At 59.5% G+C, this 20,141-nt stretch carries 13 protein-coding genes; 7 read left to right on the top strand and 6 right to left on the bottom strand.

Going from position 1 to position 20,141, the window contains the following annotated elements; genetic code table 11:
* Positions 1 to 29: 29 nt before the first annotated feature.
* Together DCC27_RS07580 and DCC27_RS07575 are read right to left on the bottom strand one after the other, a co-directional pair.
* Entirely contained in the window at positions 30 to 5,036 is a 5,007-nt protein-coding gene (locus DCC27_RS07580) for an ATP-dependent helicase (protein WP_246840063.1), read from the bottom strand.
* Between the two features lie 105 nt (positions 5,037 to 5,141).
* The gene (locus DCC27_RS07575) at positions 5,142 to 5,600 is read right to left on the bottom strand and encodes a 23S rRNA (pseudouridine(1915)-N(3))-methyltransferase RlmH (RefSeq protein WP_180342664.1); all 459 of its coding nucleotides are present in this window, start codon (positions 5,598 to 5,600) and stop codon (positions 5,142 to 5,144) included.
* Positions 5,601 to 5,741: 141 nt separating this feature from the next.
* Between DCC27_RS07575 and DCC27_RS07570 the strand changes: the two genes are divergently transcribed.
* From DCC27_RS07570 to DCC27_RS07555, 4 genes are all read left to right on the top strand, one after another.
* A complete protein-coding gene (locus DCC27_RS07570) occupies positions 5,742 to 7,115 on the top strand; it encodes a sodium/glutamate symporter (RefSeq protein ID WP_199446278.1) in 1,374 nt (457 codons plus the stop codon).
* 152 nt (positions 7,116 to 7,267) lie between these two features.
* Positions 7,268 to 8,764: an HNH endonuclease gene (locus DCC27_RS07565; RefSeq protein WP_110110770.1), complete on the top strand. Its 1,497-nt coding sequence runs from the start codon at positions 7,268 to 7,270 to the stop codon at positions 8,762 to 8,764.
* A 566-nt stretch (positions 8,765 to 9,330) separates the two neighbouring features.
* Positions 9,331 to 10,137, top strand: a complete 807-nt coding sequence (locus tag DCC27_RS07560) for a restriction endonuclease (protein ID WP_110110769.1) — start codon at positions 9,331 to 9,333, stop codon at positions 10,135 to 10,137.
* Positions 10,138 to 10,478: 341 nt separating this feature from the next.
* A complete protein-coding gene (locus DCC27_RS07555; protein ID WP_110110768.1) occupies positions 10,479 to 11,645 on the top strand; it encodes an ATP-binding protein in 1,167 nt (388 codons plus the stop codon).
* Positions 11,646 to 11,877: 232 nt separating this feature from the next.
* Here DCC27_RS07555 and DCC27_RS07550 read toward each other — a convergent pair whose 3' ends face one another.
* From DCC27_RS07550 to DCC27_RS07540, 3 genes are all read right to left on the bottom strand, one after another.
* Entirely contained in the window at positions 11,878 to 13,188 is a 1,311-nt protein-coding gene (locus DCC27_RS07550) for an APC family permease (RefSeq protein ID WP_110110767.1), read from the bottom strand.
* 50 nt (positions 13,189 to 13,238) lie between these two features.
* On the bottom strand, positions 13,239 to 14,099 hold the full coding sequence (locus tag DCC27_RS07545) for a carbon-nitrogen hydrolase family protein (RefSeq protein ID WP_110110766.1): 861 nt from the start codon (positions 14,097 to 14,099) through the stop codon (positions 13,239 to 13,241).
* A 255-nt stretch (positions 14,100 to 14,354) separates the two neighbouring features.
* On the bottom strand, positions 14,355 to 15,632 hold the full coding sequence (locus DCC27_RS07540) for a DDE-type integrase/transposase/recombinase (protein WP_210403462.1): 1,278 nt from the start codon (positions 15,630 to 15,632) through the stop codon (positions 14,355 to 14,357).
* A gap of 310 nt (positions 15,633 to 15,942) precedes the next feature.
* Between DCC27_RS07540 and DCC27_RS07535 the strand changes: the two genes are divergently transcribed.
* Positions 15,943 to 17,505, top strand: coding sequence for a type I restriction-modification system subunit M (locus DCC27_RS07535; protein WP_110111076.1), 1,563 nt, complete (start codon positions 15,943 to 15,945; stop codon positions 17,503 to 17,505).
* A complete protein-coding gene (locus DCC27_RS07530; RefSeq protein ID WP_210403461.1) occupies positions 17,502 to 18,125 on the top strand; it encodes a restriction endonuclease subunit S in 624 nt (207 codons plus the stop codon). The genes DCC27_RS07535 and DCC27_RS07530 overlap by 4 nt, the downstream gene beginning before the upstream one ends.
* On the opposite strand, the gene DCC27_RS07525 is transcribed toward DCC27_RS07530, so the two are convergent.
* A complete protein-coding gene (locus DCC27_RS07525) occupies positions 18,070 to 19,269 on the bottom strand; it encodes an IS110 family transposase (protein WP_117328642.1) in 1,200 nt (399 codons plus the stop codon). The genes DCC27_RS07530 and DCC27_RS07525 overlap by 56 nt on opposite strands.
* 273 nt (positions 19,270 to 19,542) lie before the next feature.
* On the opposite strand from DCC27_RS07525, the gene DCC27_RS07520 reads away from it, so the two are divergent.
* Positions 19,543 to 20,118, top strand: a complete 576-nt coding sequence (locus tag DCC27_RS07520) for a restriction endonuclease subunit S (RefSeq protein ID WP_256372016.1) — start codon at positions 19,543 to 19,545, stop codon at positions 20,116 to 20,118.
* Positions 20,119 to 20,141: the final 23 nt, after the last annotated feature.

Here is a 20,141-nt window from a genome sequence, read left to right as displayed (position 1 = left end):
GCAACTACTTTCGGGCAGAGCCGTCACGTTCAAACATGTGGATGGAACCGGACCCCCTGTGGTGAGGACGAGAACCCGGCCGAGAGCAGTGCCTCGGCGAGTTCGGTGTTGCGGATCGGGGACCCGTTGACGGTTTTGACATGCACCGCAGCTGCACCGGCCCGTTGCAACGCCTCGACCAGCGCCTGCGCGACCAGCGGGCGGTGGGTGGCTGCGGCGGGGAACTCTAAGATGGTTTTGCCCCCGCGTTCTAGGTACACCGCCAGCTGGCCGTCGAGTAAGACCACCAGGGCACCGGCCTTTCGGCCCGGGCGGTGCGGGCCGGAGGACTTCCCCGTTGCGGGGTGATCAGTAGCCGGTTCGGCGATCTCGGGCCAGGGCAAGGTGGCCCCGTAGGGGTTGGCCGGATCGGTGGCAGCCAACCCCACCGCGTGATGGGTGGCCCGCGGATGGTCCGGATCGTCCTCGCCCGGGGCCGGGTGGAAGCTACGCAACGCATCCACCGTGTTGGCGGTGGCGAACTGGGCGGCACCAAGCTGATCGATGAAATACCCGCGCCGCAGCGCACCGAGCTCTTCCAGGTGAGTCAAGAACCGGTAGTAGTATCCGAATCCGCCGGGGATTTTCTCGGTGCTGACCGCCCCGCGGGTGATCACCCCGTACCGGTCCAGCAACACCTCGGCCTGAGCGTTGGCCGCCAGGGTCGAATCGGGGCCGGTGGCCTCCGGGTGGCGCAACAGCGAGAACCGTCCGGCCGCGCGGGGCTGATCGGTGGCAGCATCCAATCCGGCGCTCGACCTTACCCCGGTGGATCTCACCCCGGACGGCCTCAGCCCGCCGGAGTCCAGCCCGGTCGACAACCGAGGCCGAGCCCGCCGAGCCCGGGAGCGTCGTGGTTGCGATCGTTGCCGATGCGCGCTACGACCGGTGGCCAACCCGGCGCGGATCATCGTGAAACTGTCATTGGTCACCACCCCGGCCCAGAACAGATCCCACAAGGCCGAGAGCACCGCCGAGTCGCTGAACTGCTGACCGGCCTGCTGGTCATCATCCAGTCCCGCGACCCGGTGACATAACTCGGGAAAAAAGAACGCCCCGGCGTCGGCCAGCACCTCGATGATCCGGTGATGCACCCTTCCGAAGGCCTCAATCTGTGCGAGATCGGGAATGGGCACGGTCAGTTCGGCGGTTTCGACCGGGTGGAAGGCCAACCAGCCATCATCTCCGGTGCCTGGGGCGGTGCCGGCCATCACAAATTCGCCGGTGCCCAATAGCTCATTGAGCATCCCGGGCGCATAGTCGGCGACCCGGGCGGGCAGAATATAGTGCTCCCACGCGCTGGCCGGAGCTGGATACCCCGCCAGCTGGGTGAGCGTTTCGGCTACCGCATCGATCCCCCGTTGCCCGGGCCGGTAGAGTCCATGCTGGGTGCGCGGGGGAACGATCCCGTGCGTGTCGAGCACGAAGCGAGCGTAATCGGGACCGGTCACCGGCTCGACGGCCTGGCGCAAGACCGCCAAACTCCGTTGCCGGATCCGACGCAACACCTGGGTCTGACAGTACTGCGTCTGGTGTGTGTGGACTCCGCCGGACTGAGCACTCTGTTGGAAGATCCCGGACGCCACCCTCCGGCGTTGCACCTGATCGGTGAGATACTGGGTGACCACCGCGGTACCGAGTCCGAAATGGGTGGCAATGTGCTCGGCGGTGACCACCGTGTGGGTGCGCAGATACCGGCCCAACAAGTCCCCGAGCGGATCGTCCACCGGCTCGATGAACGCCACCGGGATACCCATCGGCAACGGGATCCCCAACCCATCCCGGATCCGGGCGGCATCCTCGATAGCGACATAGACCTGACGACCGGCCATTCGCACCCGTATCGCCCGGCGCTGGTGCACCAGATCCTCCGCGAGTGCTTTAGCCAGCTTGGCAGTCGGCTCGGCAGCTGATTCAGTAGCTGGCTCAGCGTCATCCGGCCGCATGCGGGCTGCCAACTGGCCAGCATCCAACGGCCCCAGCACCCGTACTAAGTCCGCCACCGATTCAGTATCCCACCGCAGTTGCCGTCGCGGGCTCAGGTACTGCAGGTCGGCCTCAATCTCGGCAATTACCTCATCGTCGAGCAGATCGTGGAGCTGATCGTCACCAAACAGCTGGCGCAACAGTTCGGGATCCAAACTCAAGGCGGCCGCGCGCCGTTCGGCTAACGGCGAGTCCGTTTCGTAGAGGAATTGGGCAGTATAGCCAAATAGTAGATGCTGGGCAAAAGGTGAGCCGGTGGCGGTCTCGACCTCGACCAGTCGCACCGACCCGGACTGCAGGGATCGCATTAGCCACATCAGCCCGTCCATGTCGTAGAAGTCCTGCAGGCACTCGCGCACGGTTTCGAGGATGATCGGGAACTGCGGGTGCTCGGCGGCTACGCCGAGTAATTGTGCGGCCCGCTGACGCTGTTGCCACAGCGGGGCCCGTTGGCCGGGCTTCGTACGCGGGATCAATAATGCCCGAGCCGCATTTTCCCGAAACCGGGAGGCGAACAACGCTGAGGACCCGACCTCGGTCCGCACCAGATCGGCCAGCTCGTCGGGATCGAAGAGGAAGAGATCGGCCAGTTGCGGGGCGGTCTCCATCATCGGCAGGCGCAACACGATTCCGTCATTGGAACTTTGCACCTGCGCGTCAAACCCGTACTGCTCGGTGAGTCGGGCTGCCACCGCTAAGGCCCACGGGCCGTGTACGCCGTGGCCGAAACCTGAATGCAAGACCACCCGCCAGTCGCCTAGCTCATCTCGGAACCGCTCGATCACCAGGGTCTGATCAGTGGGTAGCACCCCGGTCGCCTGCTGTTGTTCAGACAGATAGGCCACCAGGTTAGCCTGGGCTCGCTCGTCCAACCCGGCCGCGGTCAGTCGTTGCGCGATCGGGTCGTCAGGCCCGGCTAGATGGCCAGCCGTGGCCGAATCGGCCCGGCCCGATCGGCCCGATGGCCCCGATGATCCCGCTGATGATCCCACCAGGTGCTGGCCGATCTCGCGCCGGAAGGCTCCCAGTGCGGCCCCGAGCTCGGTGGGCCGGGCTTCGGATTCGCCCCGCCAGAACGGCAGTTTGCCTGGCTGTCCGAAGGCTGGAAGCACCAGCACCCGATCGTGGGTGATCTCCTGGATCTTCCAGCTGGTGGTACCCAACACGATCACGTCCCCGACCCGGGATTCGTAGACCATCTCCTCGTCCAGCTCCCCGACCCGCCGGCCACCCGATGAGCTGGTGCTACGCTGCGTGACGCTGTCAGCTCTCTGGGAAGGGTCCGACTCCTGGATTTCCTCGGCGCGCTGGGTATCCTTCGTGCCGTCGGCCAGAAACACTCCGAACAGCCCCCGGTCCGGGATGGTGCCCCCGGACGTGACCGCCAGTCGCTGGGCTCCCGGCCGGGCCGAGAGCGTGCCGGCATCCCGATCCCAGAGCACCCGGGGCCGTAGCTCGGCAAAATCATCGGAGGGATACCGTCCCGAGATCAGGTCCAGCACCGACTCATAGACCTGATGGCCCAGTGTGGTGAACGGTGCCGCCCGGCGCACGGTGTCGTACCAGGCCTCCACCTCTAGATCATCCATCGCCACCGCCGCAATGGTCTGCTGGGCCAAAATATCCAGCGGGTTATCCGGCACGTGGAGCTGTTCGATCTTCCCCTGCAGCATCCGCTCGGTGATCACGGCGGTATTGACCAGATCGGATCGATGTTTGGGATAAAACACCCCGTGGGAGATTTCGCCGACCTGGTGCCCGGCTCGACCCACCCGTTGCAGGCAGGAGGCCACCGAGGGGGCCGCTTCCACCTGGATCACCAGATCCACCGATCCCATGTCGATCCCCAACTCCAGCGAGCTGGTCGCCACCACACACCGCAACGTGCCCGCTTTCAGCCCCTCTTCCACCAGGGCGCGCTGCACTTTCGACACCGACCCGTGGTGGGATCGGGCAAACTCCTCCTCGCCCGTGCGCTGGTCTGCCTCCGCGCGGGTAGCCCACATCTCATTCAAGTCCTGGGTAAGTCGTTCGGCCAGCCGGCGGGAATTCGTGAAGATGATGGTGGAATGGACCTGGCTGACCCGGTCGATGATCTGGTGTTCAATATGGGGCCAGATGCTACTCACCGGTTGCGGATCCGCTACGGCGCTACCGGGATCCGCTGTGGCGTTGCCGGCAGGGTCATGAGGTTGCTCGCCGATAAAATCCGGAAGTCGGGCCATATCGTCCACCGGCACGCTGACGTGCAGATCCCAGCGCTTGGCCGAGGCGGGATTGACGATCGTCACCGGTTGAACCCCACCGATGAACCGTGCCACTTCCTCAGGCGGGGAGACCGTGGCCGACAGCCCGATCCGCTGGGCCGGGGTGTCGGTGAGCTCATCGAGGCGTTCCAAACTCACCGCCAGGTGCGCCCCGCGCTTGGAATCGGCCAACGCGTGCACCTCGTCAATGATCACGGTATGCACCGAGGCCAGCGTGTTGCGCGCCTTGGAAGTCAACATGAGGTAGAGCGACTCGGGTGTGGTGATCAGAATATCCGGCGGGTCGGTGACCAATCGGCGCCGGTCCCTGGCCGGAGTATCGCCCGTGCGTACGCCCACACGAACCTCGGGGGCTTCGACTCCCAATCCCGCAGCGGTCTGGGTGATCCCGATCAGTGGCGCGCGCAGGTTCCGTTGGACATCCACCCCGAGCGCCTTCAACGGGGAAATGTATAACACTGTGGTGCCACGGGCATCAGCCTTACCGGATGCCTCGGTTCGATCGGATGCGCTCGTCCGCAGGAACCCGTCCAGCGCCCACAAAAAAGCCGCCAACGTCTTTCCCGAACCGGTCGGTGCGATTACCAGTGTGTGGTCACCCCGTGAGGTCGCCTCCCAGGCCCCCAGCTGTGCTTCAGTAGCGGAGGAGAAGGCCCCGGTGAACCACCGGCGGGTGGCGGGAGTGAACCGGTTCAGCACCTGTTCTGCCCGGTCAGGATCCGGTGTACTGTCAGGATCCAGCACGCTTACCTCGGCTCGCTCGCATCTTCATCGCCATAGGTCACCATAGGAGACGATTCTACGGCCGGTCCGGTCCTGCCGGAGATCCTGCGACAAAACAATCTCAGCTCACCGATGATGATACGACCGTCCCGCCGCAATTTCCTGGCACCGGTAGATCTGCTCGGTGACGATCAGCCGCACCAGCTGATGGGGGAATACCAAATCCGATAGTGACCACACCAGATTCGCCTGAGCTCGCAACTCCTCGGTCACCCCGTACGCCCCGCCGATGAGCATCACCACGTGCCGACCCCGATCAAAACGGCCCTGCAAGGTCCGCGATAACGACTCCGAATCCAGCATCGTCCCGCGCTCATCCAGCAGGATGACCTCATCGTGGGCACCACAGGCGGCCACCAGCCGTTCGGATTCCTCAGCGCGCGCCTGCTCACCCTCACGAGAGGAGTGTGGCAACAGCTTCCAGCTGATCTTCCAGGGCTTCTTCAACCGTTGAGCGTAGCGGTCGATCCCGTCTGCCACCCAGGACTCATGTTTCTTTCCGATCGCGACCACCGTAATGTCCATACCGGTCAGACTAACTGGTGAATCGAACCGATGAGACTCACGATGCTCCTTCCCGCACCCGCGCCCGCGCCCGCCTCCGCGCGAGTGAACACCCGGACAGATTAACGTCCTGCTATTCAACTCCGAGTAGTATCCGTATCCATGGAGTTCACACCGTGGGTTGCCTTGACCGATGCTACCTTGATTGGCGTTCTTCTGCTCATTGGTGCCGTCCTACGTGCCTGGATCAGACCGATCCAAACTCTGATGATCCCCGCCAGTGTGCTGGGTGGGATCCTGGGGCTAATCTTTGGTCCCATGGTGCTGGGCTGGTTGCCTTTCTCCGATCAGCTCTCCACCTATTCTTCGGTGCTGATCGCGGGAGTGTTCGCCTGCGTGGCCATGACCGACGACTTCAACATCTTCAAACTCAACCGCACGGTAGGGGGTTTCGCCGCCCAAGGCGTGATGATCTACGCGCTCCAGGTGTCGCTGGGCATGCTGTTGGTGTTGGTACTACTGCAACCGTTATTCGGCACAGGTGATGAAGTCGGTGTGGTGCTGTTCGCAGGCTGGGCCGGAGGGTATGGTACGGCCGCAGCCATGGGGGATGCCTTCGCCGAGTCCGATCCGGAGCTGAGTACCTTGGCTTTCACCTCGGCGACCGTGGGGCTCGTCGTGGGAATTGTCGGTGGTCTTATCCAGGCTAAAATTGGTGCGATGCGCGGACAGGTCGAGGCCTTCGCCAGCATGTCCGCTCTGCCCGAGGAAGAGCGCACCGGTCTGATCCGACAGGTCAATAAACGCCCTTCGATCGGTCAGCACACCTTTTCGGGTTCTTCGGTGGAAACCCTGGCCATCCAGATCTCCTTGGTGGTTGCTACCGCCGGGGCCGGATACGGGATCACCGAATGGATTCAAGGGCGACTCCCCGAGCTGTCGGTCCCCGTCTTTGTGGTGGCCTTTTTGATCGGCTTGGTAGCCCGCGCGGTGATGAGCCGGCTCAACGTCGCCAAATACGTCGACCCGGGTTCACTGAACTCCACCTCGGGGGCCTTTACCGATGTGCTCATCGTGTGCGGTATAGCTTCGATCGACCCTTCCGTCGTGGCCGGAAACTGGCTAGAACTGAGCATCTTGTTCGTCTTTGGCCTGGTCCTCTGCTTGTTCTTAGGTCAGGTGATCGCGCCACGGATCATTCAGCATGGCTGGTTCGAGCGCCAGCTATTCACTTGGGGGTGGTCCACCGGCGGTGTGTCCACCGGCATCGCTATGCTGCGCGTGGTCGATCCGAAACTAAAATCCGGAACCCTGGAGGACTTCGGCCTCGCCTACCTTCCGGTCACCCCGGTCGAGATCACCGCGGTGACATTCGTTCCCGGTCTGGTGCTGGCTGGACTCGCCTGGACCGTCGTCGGCATCTGGGGTGCGATCGCGGTCGTCACGATCGTGGCAGCTTTCATCCTGGCCCGGATGAATGCTCGCGACGGCCAGACCCTCACGACCTCAAGCGCCTCAACCGGTTCCTCGCGCTAAACGCTTTCCTTCTTATCTCCTCCTCGGTCACAGCTGATCTCATCCACAGTTCGTCCGTAGGGATCGGGGCGAGATCCCGGATCGGGCCAGCACTGTCCACAGTAGAGATCCACCCCCGGATTTTTGGTGCCGTGGCCACTTACCGTGAACCTATGACACATTCCACACCGGCGCTTCCCCGCCACGCCCCCAGCACCGGCCCCAGCCCCTCCGGCCATCCCGGCGTCTTAACCTCGCCGGAGATCCCAGATGATCCGGCCCTAGACGAACTCACCGCCGACCAGATACGCGATCTCGAACGTGATCTGGTCGACCACCTTGCCGCCGCCGAACGCGCTAAGAATGCTCTGGCTGCACAACAAATTGCCTCCACCGCACAGCTGAATCGATTACGAACCCGTCGCGACAAACTCGCCAACATCCCGAAACAACGACGCGCCGGCGGACTGGGCGCCGAAATCGGACTCGCGCGTCGTGAATCCCCCTCCAAAGGCAACGCTCGCCTGCGCGAAGCACTGCTGTTAGCCCACCACGCCCGACACGCCCACACCGCACTGAGCCAGGGCCATCTGAACGAAGACCAAGTCACCGTACTCGCCCGTGAGCTAGCCGGCACACAACACCAGACTCAGCATGAGGTCGATGCCCAGCTGAAGGACCGCTACCGGTTCCTGGGGATCTCTCAGCTCAAAGATGAAGCCCGCGGCCATGTTCAACGCCTTGAACCGCAGTCCTCCCGCGACAAATCCGATCGCGCCCAAGCCTCCCGCAAAGTGGCCCGCTCTGACCGCTCCGACGGCATGGTTGAAATCTCGGGGCTGGTCGAAGCCAAATATGGGGTCCCCGTCCTGGATATCCTGCGCCAGCAAGCCGAAAAGATCCTCCGCGCTGAGCGGGCTGCCTATACCGCATCGTTGCGCGCGGTCGAAGACTTCACCGATAATGCCGATGTCGTCGATAATGCTGAGCTTGGTGATGATGCCGAGCGATCGGAGAACCCTCAACATGACACCGCAGCTTCGATGCCCACTCCGCCCCGCACCATCGACCAGATCATGGCTGATCTCTTCATCGCCAAGCTCACCCACGATCCCGCGAATGACCCAGACCCCGAGCCGGCTTCCGACGCCCAGTCACCGGTCTTCCGGGCTCCACGAGCCATTGAACTCAACCTGGTCATGACCGATGCGACACTGTTCGCTGGCGATGACACCCCGGCACAATTTGTGGGATACGGTCCGATCCCGGCCGCTCTAGCCCGAGAATGGGTCCAAGATGAGCAGATCGAAGTCTTCCTGCGCCGACTCTACACGAGCCCGGAAACCAATCAGCTGGTCACTATGGACTCCCGATCCCGCGCATTCCCTAAAACCCTGCGCAAGATGCTGGTGCTCCGGGACCACCGGTGCCGCAATCTGTACTGCGACAACCCGATCGACCACGCCGACCACATTCGTCGCTACCGCGGTGGCGGTCAGACCAGTTTGGACAACGGTCAGGGACTGTGTGCAGTATGCAACCAAATGAAAGAAACCCACGGTTGGACCCAGCGCCCCGTGAAAGGTGGGCTCAAAGTCATTACCCCAACCGGACACAGCTACTTCACTCAGGACCCGCCGTTGATCCCCGGTATGCGCCGGGCTGCCTAGTGCCGGCGTTGTAGGACATAATCTTTAGACGGACTCGCTTCACTGCGCAATGTGTTGTGACGGAGTTGCCCTAGGGTCTGACACGAATCTGACAGGAAAATGGCACGAGAGGATTTCACGCCAGCGATAGGGGCGCCTGCCAGTCAGCCTCCGACAGGGGCACTAACCCCGCCACGACAGTTCTGCCAACATCCATGCTCCCAAGGACCCGGGCTCGTCGATGAGCTAGCCGGATAGCCGGACCCGTCGATGAGATAACGGTTAGAGCCCACCTTCCGCTCTTTATCGCCCCCCGGGGTAATGATCCTTCCCGATGATCTGCCCGGTCACCCGGCGACGATCGCGGACTATGGTCAGGAACCGATCAGCGTAACGGGAAGGGCGCGGATAGGCTGGCCTTAATGTTGGTTAAACGAGTAGTGGAAAGCGATGAAGATGGCTAGCGATATTCCTTCAATTGATGAATTCCGACCACTGGTCCTGCGTGCTCTCGCTGACGGCGAGGAGCGTGGTCGACAGGAACTTAATGAATTGGTTTCCACGCTGGCCGGTTTGTCGCAACACCAATGAAAGAAACCTTGGAATCGGGGCGACCTCGCTACCGCAACCGGATTGGCTGGGCGCTCTCATCGTTGTCGCTGTCTGGGTTGGTTGATCGACCTAAGCGTGGGCGCTACAAGATCACTGAGAACGGGAAGACGGTCGACCAGCGCTCTTTGCGCGAATACAGCGAAACGGACATGCTCGAGTGGTCCACGTGGCGTGAGTATAAGGACGAGGTTGCTCAACGCCGTCAGATCAAGGACGGTGATAGTTCTGGCGAAAGTGGAATTGAGCCTGCCGGTGACCCGGTAGAGGCTATGCGCACTCGCGCGAGAGCGTTTAATGCGAGTACCGAGACTGATTTGCGTAAGCGCCTGCAGTCGTCATCCCCCGAGTTTTTCGAACGGGCTGTAATCGAACACCTGTGGGCCCTTGGCTATGGTGGGATGCACGGCGCTAAGCAGCACGTGGGGCGATCTCACGACGGAGGAATCGACGGAATCATTCGTCAAGATGCACTTGGGCTGACCAACGTCTACATTCAGGCGAAACGCTACGCCGACAACAATAAAGTCAGTGACCCTGATATCCGCACGTTCATCGGATCTCTCGATGCGCAAGGTGCCAATGTGGGCGTATTCATTACAACGTCGAGTTTCCAAGACAAAGCAAGGCGTACGGCCGCAGGGTATCGTCACGGCAAGATCGTGCTCATCGATGGACTCCGGTTAACAGAACTCATGCTTGACTACGGTGTTGCAGTTCAAAAAGCACATCAGTTCACACTGTATGAAATCGACGATGATTTCTTTGAGGACGAACTGCTGTAACGGCATTGCTGATCCATAACAATCAACGAAAACAGCTGCCCACTGGGTCGTTCCAATGGGCAGCTGTTTTCATTATTCAGCTGAGCCGTAGGTGTCCTATTCCTGGTAGAGCACTTCGGGCAGCCACGTGACGATCTCGGGGAAGATCGAGAACAGAACAATCGCCAAGCCCAGCACCACGTTTTGAGCCCTATCTGGCACCAGGGACTCTCGCTCTGTTCAAACACTGCGGGTGCCTGTCTGGTTGGCGCCCCGTCGCTCCTCGCGCAGGATCGCTGAGCCACGTCAGAGCCGCTATCATAATTATCATAAACTTTCATAAGCGATCGTGAGAGTGGCACATGACTGATGCATTCGACATCCCGCCGGTTCCCGATGCCGATTACGTGCGCTCACCATTCACCCCGACCTTCGGGGTGATTCCGCCCCGCTTGGCTGATCGACAGCAGCTGGTTGATGCTTTCGCTCGGATGCTTGATGAGGGCCCTGGGGCTCGCGGGCAGGCCACTCTCATCACCGGACAGCGCGGCATGGGCAAGAGTGTGATGTTGAAGGTGTTTCAAATGGTCGCTCAGTCGCGTGGTTGGATATGTGCTCAGGACCAGGCCAGCCCAGGTGTTGTTCAGCGGTTGACCGAGGCCCGAATCCCTGAAGCTATGGCGACGCTCGATTGGGAATCGAAGTCGAGCATGCGCATCACCGGGGGAGGATTCAGCGTCATGGGTTTCGGCGGCAGCGTTTCCACCACTAGTGAAGTCCGTTTCCCCGTAACTCCCGATTTCCAGCACCAGCTCATACGTGCAGTTGAAGCACTTGCGGAGCGAGGCACAGGACTGCTGGTCACTTTGGATGAGGTGCACAGATCAAATATCGATGAGCTGCGTCAGGTTACGGATGCCCTAAGTGCCGCTGTTTCCGAACGAGCTCCCGTTGCATTCGTCGGCGCGGGCCTGCCTGCCTCCATCGATGACCTGGTGAATGACCGTGTGTCGACGTACCTGCGGCGTGCAGAGCGCATTGACCTGGAGCTTCTAACGGAGGCCGGGGCTCGGGAAGGCTTGACCCGCCCTTTGGAGAAAACGGGCAAATCAATGTCGAAACAGGCTCTAGAGGTGGCTGTCGCGGCTTCCGGTAGGTACCCGTACCTTGTGCAGCTGATCGGCGATGAAGCATTCAAACTCGCAGGCAGTGAAGACGTGATTACGATCTCGCACGTACGCCAAGCGGCAGCGGACGCTCAGCGGACCATGTACCGGCAGATTCACGAACCCACATTCGCTGGGCTCTCCAGTCGTGACCGCGACTATCTGTACGCCATGTCTGCAGACGAAGGGCCGTCCATGACCGCCGAAGTGGCCAAACGCATGAACATGGACCCCCGCAATGCTGGCACCTACCGCAACCGGCTGCTGGCTGCAGGTGTCATCGAATCGCCTGCACGGGGTGTCGTGACGTTCACGATGCCTTACACGCGTGAATACATTCTGGAGCGTGAGCGTCCGTCCTGACGGGTCATCATAAAAATCATAAACTTTCACAAAAAGGGGAGGTCGGTGGCCGTGGATTCTCGTCATCGAGTGTCCCGTTATGAGGCGGCTGAGTGAAGTTGGTCTAGTGGGGTGTGCCCGGAAGGTTTTGTCGAGCACACCATTCACTCACGATGCGGAGGTTAGGTTTCTATGCATCTTCCAGTTCCGCTTGTGGGGTGAGGTGGCGGAAACCGCGTGTGATGACAAGTAGTCAGGTCAAGCCCAAGACTGCCCAGATTCCGCCAAGGCGCAAGGCGTGGCCGTCAAGGTGTCCCATCAAGTAGATGATGACTGCCAAACCGATAGCCGGCTGGACCACCCACGAAAGTGTGTGGAGGATGTCAGTGTTCTTCGTGGCGCCGGTTGCGTTCGGCTGGCGACGATCCCTCAGGAACTGCCCGATCACGGAGATGTTGACGAACGCGAATGCGATGAAGGCGCCGAAGTTGATGAACGACGTAGAAGAGGACACGGTCAGAGCCAGAGCGATGAAGCCGATGACACCGGTCAGAAGGATGTTGAAGACAGGTGTCTGGGTCTTCTGTGAGATACGGCCGAAGACTGCGCGCGGCAGAACGCCGTCGCGGCCCATGGCGTACATCAGTCGTGCCCTCGCAGACTGAATCGGGATTCCGGCCGTGAACTGGGTCATGATCACGGTTGCCAGGAACACCGCACCGAAGAAGTTTCCGCCAATTGTTTTGACCATCTGCAGCGGGGCGCTGTCTGGGTCTTGGAATGCATAGCCGGGATGACCCAGCTGGAAGAAGCACGCCACGGTCGCAAAAAGCACACCGGCAATGAGCGCGGTGAGGATGATGGCCTTCGGCACGGTCTTGCGAGGGTCTACAGTCTCTTCCGCGAACGTGGACACTGCATCGAAGCCGATGAAGCTGTAAGCGGCAACGGCTGCACCGGCTGTGATTGCAGTCAGGCTTGTTCCGGAGTTCCAGAAGGGAGCGAAGAACGATCCGACACTGAATCCTTCAGGTCCGGCACCGTAGATCTGGCCGTTGGAAATCGACACCACAGTGAAGATGATGAAGAGCACGATCACCAGCAGCTGAAAGCTGATCAGGACGATGTTGACCTTGGTCGCGACTTTGACGCCGATGATGTTGATTGCAGTCGTCAGGCCAATGAAGGCGGTCAGGAATACCCACGCCGGGACAGCTGGGAATGCGCTTGTCAGATAGGCCGTTCCGATAAGCCACACAACCATCGGCAGGAAGAAGTAGTCCAGGAGCGTAACCCAGCCAACCATGAAGCCGATGCGGGAGTCGAGGGTTTTCCTCGCGTAGGTGTAGGCGGATCCTGCCGAGGGGTAGAGCCGAGCCATCTTCGCATAGCTGAAGGTCGTGAAGATCATGGCCACGGTGGTCAGAAGATAGGCGGAGGGAAGCGCTCCTTGGGCGATTTCCGAAAAGCTTCCCGCGGTGGTCAGCACGATGAACGGTGACACGTAGGCGATGCCGAACAGCACCAGGGGCCAGAGTGAAATCGTGCGGTTGAGTTGTGTCATGCGATTCCTGTTGGGCTGAAAGGTTGTCAGTTTGATGAGTCGCCAGCGAATCAGTCGCGGCTAAGCGGCGGCATTGTGCCGCGGTAGAACGGGAGCCGCACAGCTGGGTCGCCGTCACGCGATTGGTCCCACAGGCGGTTCATTCCAGCGGTCCCGACGCGGCGGTCTCTCTCTACGGTCTCGAAGTCAATGACGTCGGTCAGCACTGCAGGGTTCTCCGAAACTGCCGTGTAGCGGACGACGCCGTCAGGATCGACAAGTATCGACTGGCCTGTGCCTGAAGGAGCTGCCGCGTTTGCGCTGAGTACGAATACTTGGGAGTGAATAGCTGTCGCACGGGCAAGGACCAGTTCGTGTTCCCGGTCCCGTGTGGATGTTTGGAATGGGTAGACGATGAGATCTGCCCCGAGATACGCTAAGTTCCTTGCGACTTCGGGAAACCAGAGGTCGTAGCAGATCGCCAGTCCGACTTCGCCCTTTCCGGGTATCTCAAAGACGGTGAATTCGCTTCCCGGGTCAAACGGTTCGAATGGTCGCCACGGGAAGATTTTCCTGTAGGCGGCAGCGAGTTCGCCGTTAGGGCTGATGGCTACTGCCGTGTTGAACAGTTCGCCGTTGGGCCCACGTTCAATCACGGTCCCAGGGATCAGCCAGATGCCAAATTCGCGGGCTATCGCTTTCAACCCACTTACACGCGGGCCGCTTAGAGGTTCCGCAAGCTGTTCGTAAGCAGCAGCGCGTTCAGCAGGCGTGCCCTCAACATCGACTGTGTGGTACTCGGGGCAGACCACGAGTTCAGTTTGGGGGAAGTCAGCCAGCAGTTCTTTCAACTCGTCTCTAAGCGATTCAACGGCAGTGTCTGGCGTTCGAGCCGGGGCCTGCAGCGTGAGTATGTAGAGCGAAGCGGACATGGTGAAGCAGCCCCCCTATTTGTTTCGAGTTGTTATCCGGACTGGCAGTGCCGGACGTCGTTGCTGAGTGTAAGGCACAGAGGCCGTCTCACCTGATCGCTTTCCGCATAGAGAGCCGGCGTCACTTCTCCGGTCTGCGTAGTGCCTCATGTCAAACTGAGCGCGAAGGGTAAGTCGTGCCTCACAGATCGTGAGCGCGAGAGGTCGCGTGGCTGCAGTGTCGTGCCTCAGCTAGTTTGAGCGCGAAAACTTGGGTTAGCTGGCTTTGGTGCGGATGCCGGTGGTGCGGCGTTTTTGCCGGGCCTGGTGCTTGCTGTCGAGGTCGGCGGCGATGGTGAGGGTTTTGTCTTTGGCCAGGCTGATCAGCCGGTCTTGGTAGGTCAGGATTTGGCGGGTCAGCTGGGCTGGATTGATCCTGCGGTAGATGGCCGCTAGCTCTTCTTGTTGGGCGGTGGAGAGGATCCCGGCATCCAGCAGCCGGTGGTAGGGAGTCTTGGGTTTGTCATAGAGGCGTTTGCGCCGCCCGCTGGCGTCTTGGGTCCAGCCGGTGGGTTTTGTGGTGGCGGTGAAGTAGTTGAGTTTCAAACCCACCACCTGCCATAGGGCCGCCAGGATGGCGCGTTGATCTGCGGTGTCGTACCGGTAGTGAAATCCAAATTTTCGCACGGCGTGGTTGTTTTTGGATTCCACGGTGGCTTGATCATTTTTTTGATACGGCCGGCCCCGGGTGAAAAAGATCAACCGGTCAGCAGCCCAGTGCATGACTTCGTGGTTGATGAACTCTGACCCGTTGTCACAATCTAAGCCCGCGATCCCATAGGGGATGGCGGCTGCGGCCCGGTCCAATCCTGCCAGGATGTGCACTTGGGCGTTATGACGGAGCACTTCTAGGTGCACCCACCCGGTGCGCACATCAGTCATGGTTAGGGTGCGGGCGAATTCGCCTTGCAGGGTTGGCCCGCAATGGGCCACCGTGTCGGTTTCGAAAAACCCTGGTTCGTCTTCGACCTCATCGCCGGCTTGTCGCACCGTAATCGAGTTGCGCAACAAGGCCCCAGGCTTGGTCGTAGCGATGCCTTTGAGGCGTAACCGGTCGCGTTCGGCCTTGAGATACCGGTCAATCGTGGCGGCACTCATGGCCACCAGCTGGGCACGCACCGTGGGGTTATACCCGGAGCGGCCAAACGCCAACTCATCGTGGGCTTCTAACGCGTCTAACCAGTCTTCCATCACCGGTTTCATGTATTTGCCCGAGGGCATGCCCATCAACCGCCACACCCGGATCAACTGCTTTTTCGCATTCGCCGAATACTTCGTGGGTTTATGCTTTCGACGGTCAATGCGCACCACGTTTTTGACCCCGATGGTCTGCGACGTCAGATACCGCCTGGCCGTGGACCGGCCCAACCCAGTGGAAGCACAAAACTGATCTAAAATCGCTGACTTCTCCGCCTTGGACCCCGTGCGATAATCCCTACGTAATTGCTTGGTGACTTCAATCCGAGCACTCATCGAGACAATGTCCTTATCCATGCGTTCACACTATGGCTTCGCGCTCACGATACGTGAGGCACGACCTGAGCTACGCGCTCAATATGAATAAGGTACGTCGGTCTGTTGTAATGATTGGCAGAGGGCAATAAACTCCCCAGCACTTGCGGGTTATCGCATGCGTTCTTCCAGCGGATGTCCTTGTGCCCATTGCGGACGCGATTTCGAGCCGTAATGGACACGAAATTCTTGAAGCGACGCGCTGGTCAGCGACTCACCGCGCGGGACCGTCTAATATGGAGAAAGTTGCGAAGCTAGGGTGACCCGTATGCCCTGTTGCCTGGAGGTTGTTGTGGGAGCTGTTTCCCGTGAAGTTCAGCGTGATCGTCTGCACCGGACCATCTGGGAAGTTGCAAACGAACTCCGCGGCTCCGTCGACGGCTGGGACTTCAAGAGCTATGTGCTGGGGCTGCTGTTCTACCGCTTCATCTCCGAAAACCTCTCCAACTTCATTGAAGCGAACGAAGGAGCAGGTTTCCGCTACGCCAATCTGACCGATGCCGAGGCTGAACCCATCCGCGACATGATGGTGGATGAAAAGGGTTTCTTCATCCTTCCCTCCCAGCTGTTCGAGAACGTGCGGGCTCGCGCAGCACGGGACCCGAACCTCAACGAAACACTGGAAAAGGTCTTCCAGAGCATCGAAGGGTCGTCACTCGGCCGCCGCAGTGAAGATGACATCAAGGGCCTGTTCGACGATCTCGACGTCAACTCAAACCGCCTGGGCAACACGGTTGAGCGCAGGAATGACAAACTGAGGAACCTACTCAATGCCATCGGCGACCTTGACCTGGGCGAAAAGCACGATGAAGGCATTGACATGTTTGGTGATGCCTACGAATTCCTCATGCAGATGTACGCATCCCAGGCCGGTAAATCCGGTGGTGAGTACTACACGCCGCAGGAAGTCAGCGAACTTTTGGCACGGTTGACGGTCATCGGCAAAACCCGGGTGAACCGCGTGTATGACCCTGCGGTCGGCTCAGGTTCTCTGCTGCTGAAGTTTGCAAAGGTCCTTGGACCCCACGGTGTCCGTCAGGGGTACTACGGGCAGGAAATCAACCTGACCACGTACAACCTGGCCCGCATCAACATGTTTTTGCATGACGTGAACTACGACAAGTTCAGCATCGCCCACGGAGACACCCTCACGGACCCACAGCACTGGGACGACGAACCCTTCGATGCGATCGTCTCGAACCCGCCGTACTCCACCCGGTGGGAAGGCAAGAACAACCCGCTGCTCATCAACGACCCCCGGTTCGCTCCAGCGGGAGTTCTGGCGCCTGTGACGAAGGCAGACCTTGCGTTCACGATGCACGTGCTTTCGTGGCTCGCGGTCGATGGGACAGCTGCGCTGGTGCAGTTCCCCGGTGTTCTGTACCGGGGCGGCACCGAACAGAAGATCCGCCAGTACCTTGTCGACAACAACTACGTGGACGCTGTGATCCAGCTGCCGGAAGACATGTTCTTCGGAACCACGATCGCGGTGTGCATCCTCGTGCTGAAGAAGTCGAAGTCAGTTAACGATGTGCTGTTCATCGATGCGTCCAAGGACTTTGTTCGTCGGGGCAAGAACAACGTGATGACCGAATCGCACCGCGACAAGGTCGTGAGCATGGTCGAAGAGCGCCGCGAAGAACAGTACGTGTCCAAGCGCGTCAGTGCTGAAGACATCGCGAACAACGACTACAACCTGTCCATCAGTTCCTATGTCGAATTCGAAGACACGCGCGAAAAGATCGACATCACCGAGCTGAACGCAGAGATTGCACGGATCGTAGAGCGACAGGCCGAGCTGCGCACCAGCATTGACGCAATCGTTGCCGAACTCGAGGCAGGTGCACACAAGTGAACCGCATCGAGAAACTGATCCAGGAGCGCTGCCCGAACGGGGTTTCGTTTGTTCCTTTGGCGGAAATCGCCACAATCAAAAATGGACGCGATTACAAACATCTAGAAGAGGGATCGGTCCCGGTCTATGGGTCTGGTGGAATACTCGCGTATGTTAACGAGGCTGCGTATGTAGGTGAGACGGTTCTCTTGCCTCGCAAGGGGTCCCTTTCGTCAGTTTTCTATGTAGATGGTCCAGTTTGGACTGTTGATACGTGCTATTACACGGTCATTGATAGTTCTACTGTCCTGCCTAAGTTCTTCTATTACTACATGGTTGTGAGTAGGTTGGAGAGGCTTAATACGGCAGGCGGGGTTCCTAGCCTTACGCAGCGAATTCTTAACAGACTACTAGTTCCTGTTCCTCCATTGGAGGTGCAGCGGGAGATCGTTAAAGTTCTTGATCTCTTCACTGAGCTCGAGGCTGAGCTCGAGGCTGAGCTCGAGGCGCGTCGCAAGCAGTACGAGTACTACCGCGACCAGCTGCTGTCGTTCCCCTACGATGGGGGTGCTTCTATCGTTTTCGTCAAGCTGCTGGAACAAGTTGTGCTGGGCGAGATTCGTAGAACGTGCCGTCTCTGAGCATGGCGAACAGGACGTCGGATCGGCGTCGGGCGAGGGCGATGACGGCTTGGTTGTGGCGTTTGCCTTCGGCGCGTTTTTTGTCGTAGTAGGCTCGCGAGGCGGGGTCGCCTTTAATCGAAGCAAAGGCAGATAAGAACAGCACTCGTTTGAGCACTTTGTTGCCGCGCCGAGATGGGGATTCTCCACGGATGGAGGTCCCGGATTGGCGGGTCACGGGTGCGATGCCAGCATATGATGCTAAGTGAGCTGCGGATTGGAAGTCTTTACCGACCACTTCGGTGAGAATGCGTGCGGCAGTCCTGACTCCAACACCGGGCATGGAAGTCAGGACTTCGGTAAGAGGGTGCGCATCAACCACCAACAAAATTTCAGCTTCAACATCACTGCGTTGCTGCGTGAGTTGCTGTAGTTGGGCAGCTAAGCGACCAATAATATGCTCAGCAGCATGAGTGCCGGTCACGATAGTCGTTTGCTCGGCTAATGCCCTAAAGATCTCATCGGTCAACCGTGCTGCCATGCGTGGCGCAAGCTTTTTGAGCCGAGCTCGAACGTGGCCTCGACCGGCGCGTTTCAACCCCGCAGGGGTTGGGTACCTGCCGAGTAAATCAACGACTGCTGGGTGTGCCAACCGTGGCCCCAGCACGCGCTCTAATGCTGGATGGATCTGCGTCAGCAGCCCTCTGAGCCGATTGCGGACTTGAGTCAGCTGGGCTGCCAGGTCATCATCAAAACCACACAGCATTGACAACTCCGCGATCTGTTCTTCAGCCACGGTGATACCCCGCAGCGTGTGTGGCATGGTGCGGGCAGTTTCGGCAATGATGTAAGCATCTCGGGCATCCGTCTTCGCCTGACCCGGATGCAGATCAGCGACTCGACGCATCGTCAGTCCTGGCAAATACGCCACCTGAGTATCCATCTGCTGAGCTACAGCGACAACCAGCGCACCGATAGTTTTCGGCTGGTCTACTACGACCAGCAACTCGCCGTGTTTGGCGACAAGATCTGTCAGGAGTTCCTGAATCTTGGGCTCGGATTGTGGCAGCGGTTTGTCATGCACTACCCGGCCCTGCTGATTGACTGCGGTGGCGTGATGCTGAGACTTTCCGACGTCGATACCAACGAATACTTGGGGTTCCATATCGATCACCTTCTTGGGTGCGTTCCAATAAAAACAAGGTGACCGGTGGTTCGTGCGTTCACATCCACGTTACGAAGACCCACAAAAGTTTGGAGCGTGCTTCTATTAGCGATCCGAACGAACCAGACTGGTTCCGGTGACTACACCCCCCTGATCATCAACGACTGGGGGCAACCATCATGCCGGAACCAGCTGGTTACCTACACTGCATATCCTGCCGGAAAACAGTGACACCTAAAAGGTAACGGGGCAACCCTGGTTGAGCTGGCATCGTTGTGTGACAGAGTCTTGTCGGGTGGTACGCCTGCCGCTGGCAATCCTGCGTATTATGGTGGACAAATTCCGTGGGTGCGAACACAAGACATAGATTTTTCTGTAGTTGATCAGACCTCGGCTTCGATAACTGAAAGTGGACTCGAGAATTCGTCAGCGAAATGGGTCCGGCCGAATTCTGTCATTGTGGCAATGTATGGGGCGACTGCGGCAAAGGTTGCAGTGAACAAAATTCCCGTTACGACAAATCAAGCATGCTGTAATCTTGAAATAGATCCCTCTAAAGCGGATTACTGGTATGTATTTCACGCCTTGTCGAACTCCTATCGGGAGCTTAAATCGCAGGGCGAAGGGAGCCAAAGCAATCTGAACGCGCGCAAGATTCGTCAGTTCAAGATTCCCCTTCCTTCACTTGAAGAACAAGCTCGTATCAGTCACGTCCTGAACAACTTCGACGTACTGGTGAACGACCTCTCTTCCGGTCTGCCAGCTGAGGTCGAGGCTCGGCGGAAGCAGTACGAGTACTATCGGGACAAACTGCTGTCGTTCAAGGAACAGGAGTCCGACGCGGCATAACCGCGCGTTGTTTCAATGACTGG

The sequence above is a fragment of the Auritidibacter sp. NML130574 genome (assembly GCF_003185725.2).
In the GTDB taxonomy this organism is placed as follows: Bacteria; Actinomycetota; Actinomycetes; order Actinomycetales; family Micrococcaceae; genus Auritidibacter; species Auritidibacter ignavus.
The sequence above is the reverse complement of the archived record's forward strand: the minus strand, read 5'-3'. Positions and strand labels throughout refer to the sequence as shown.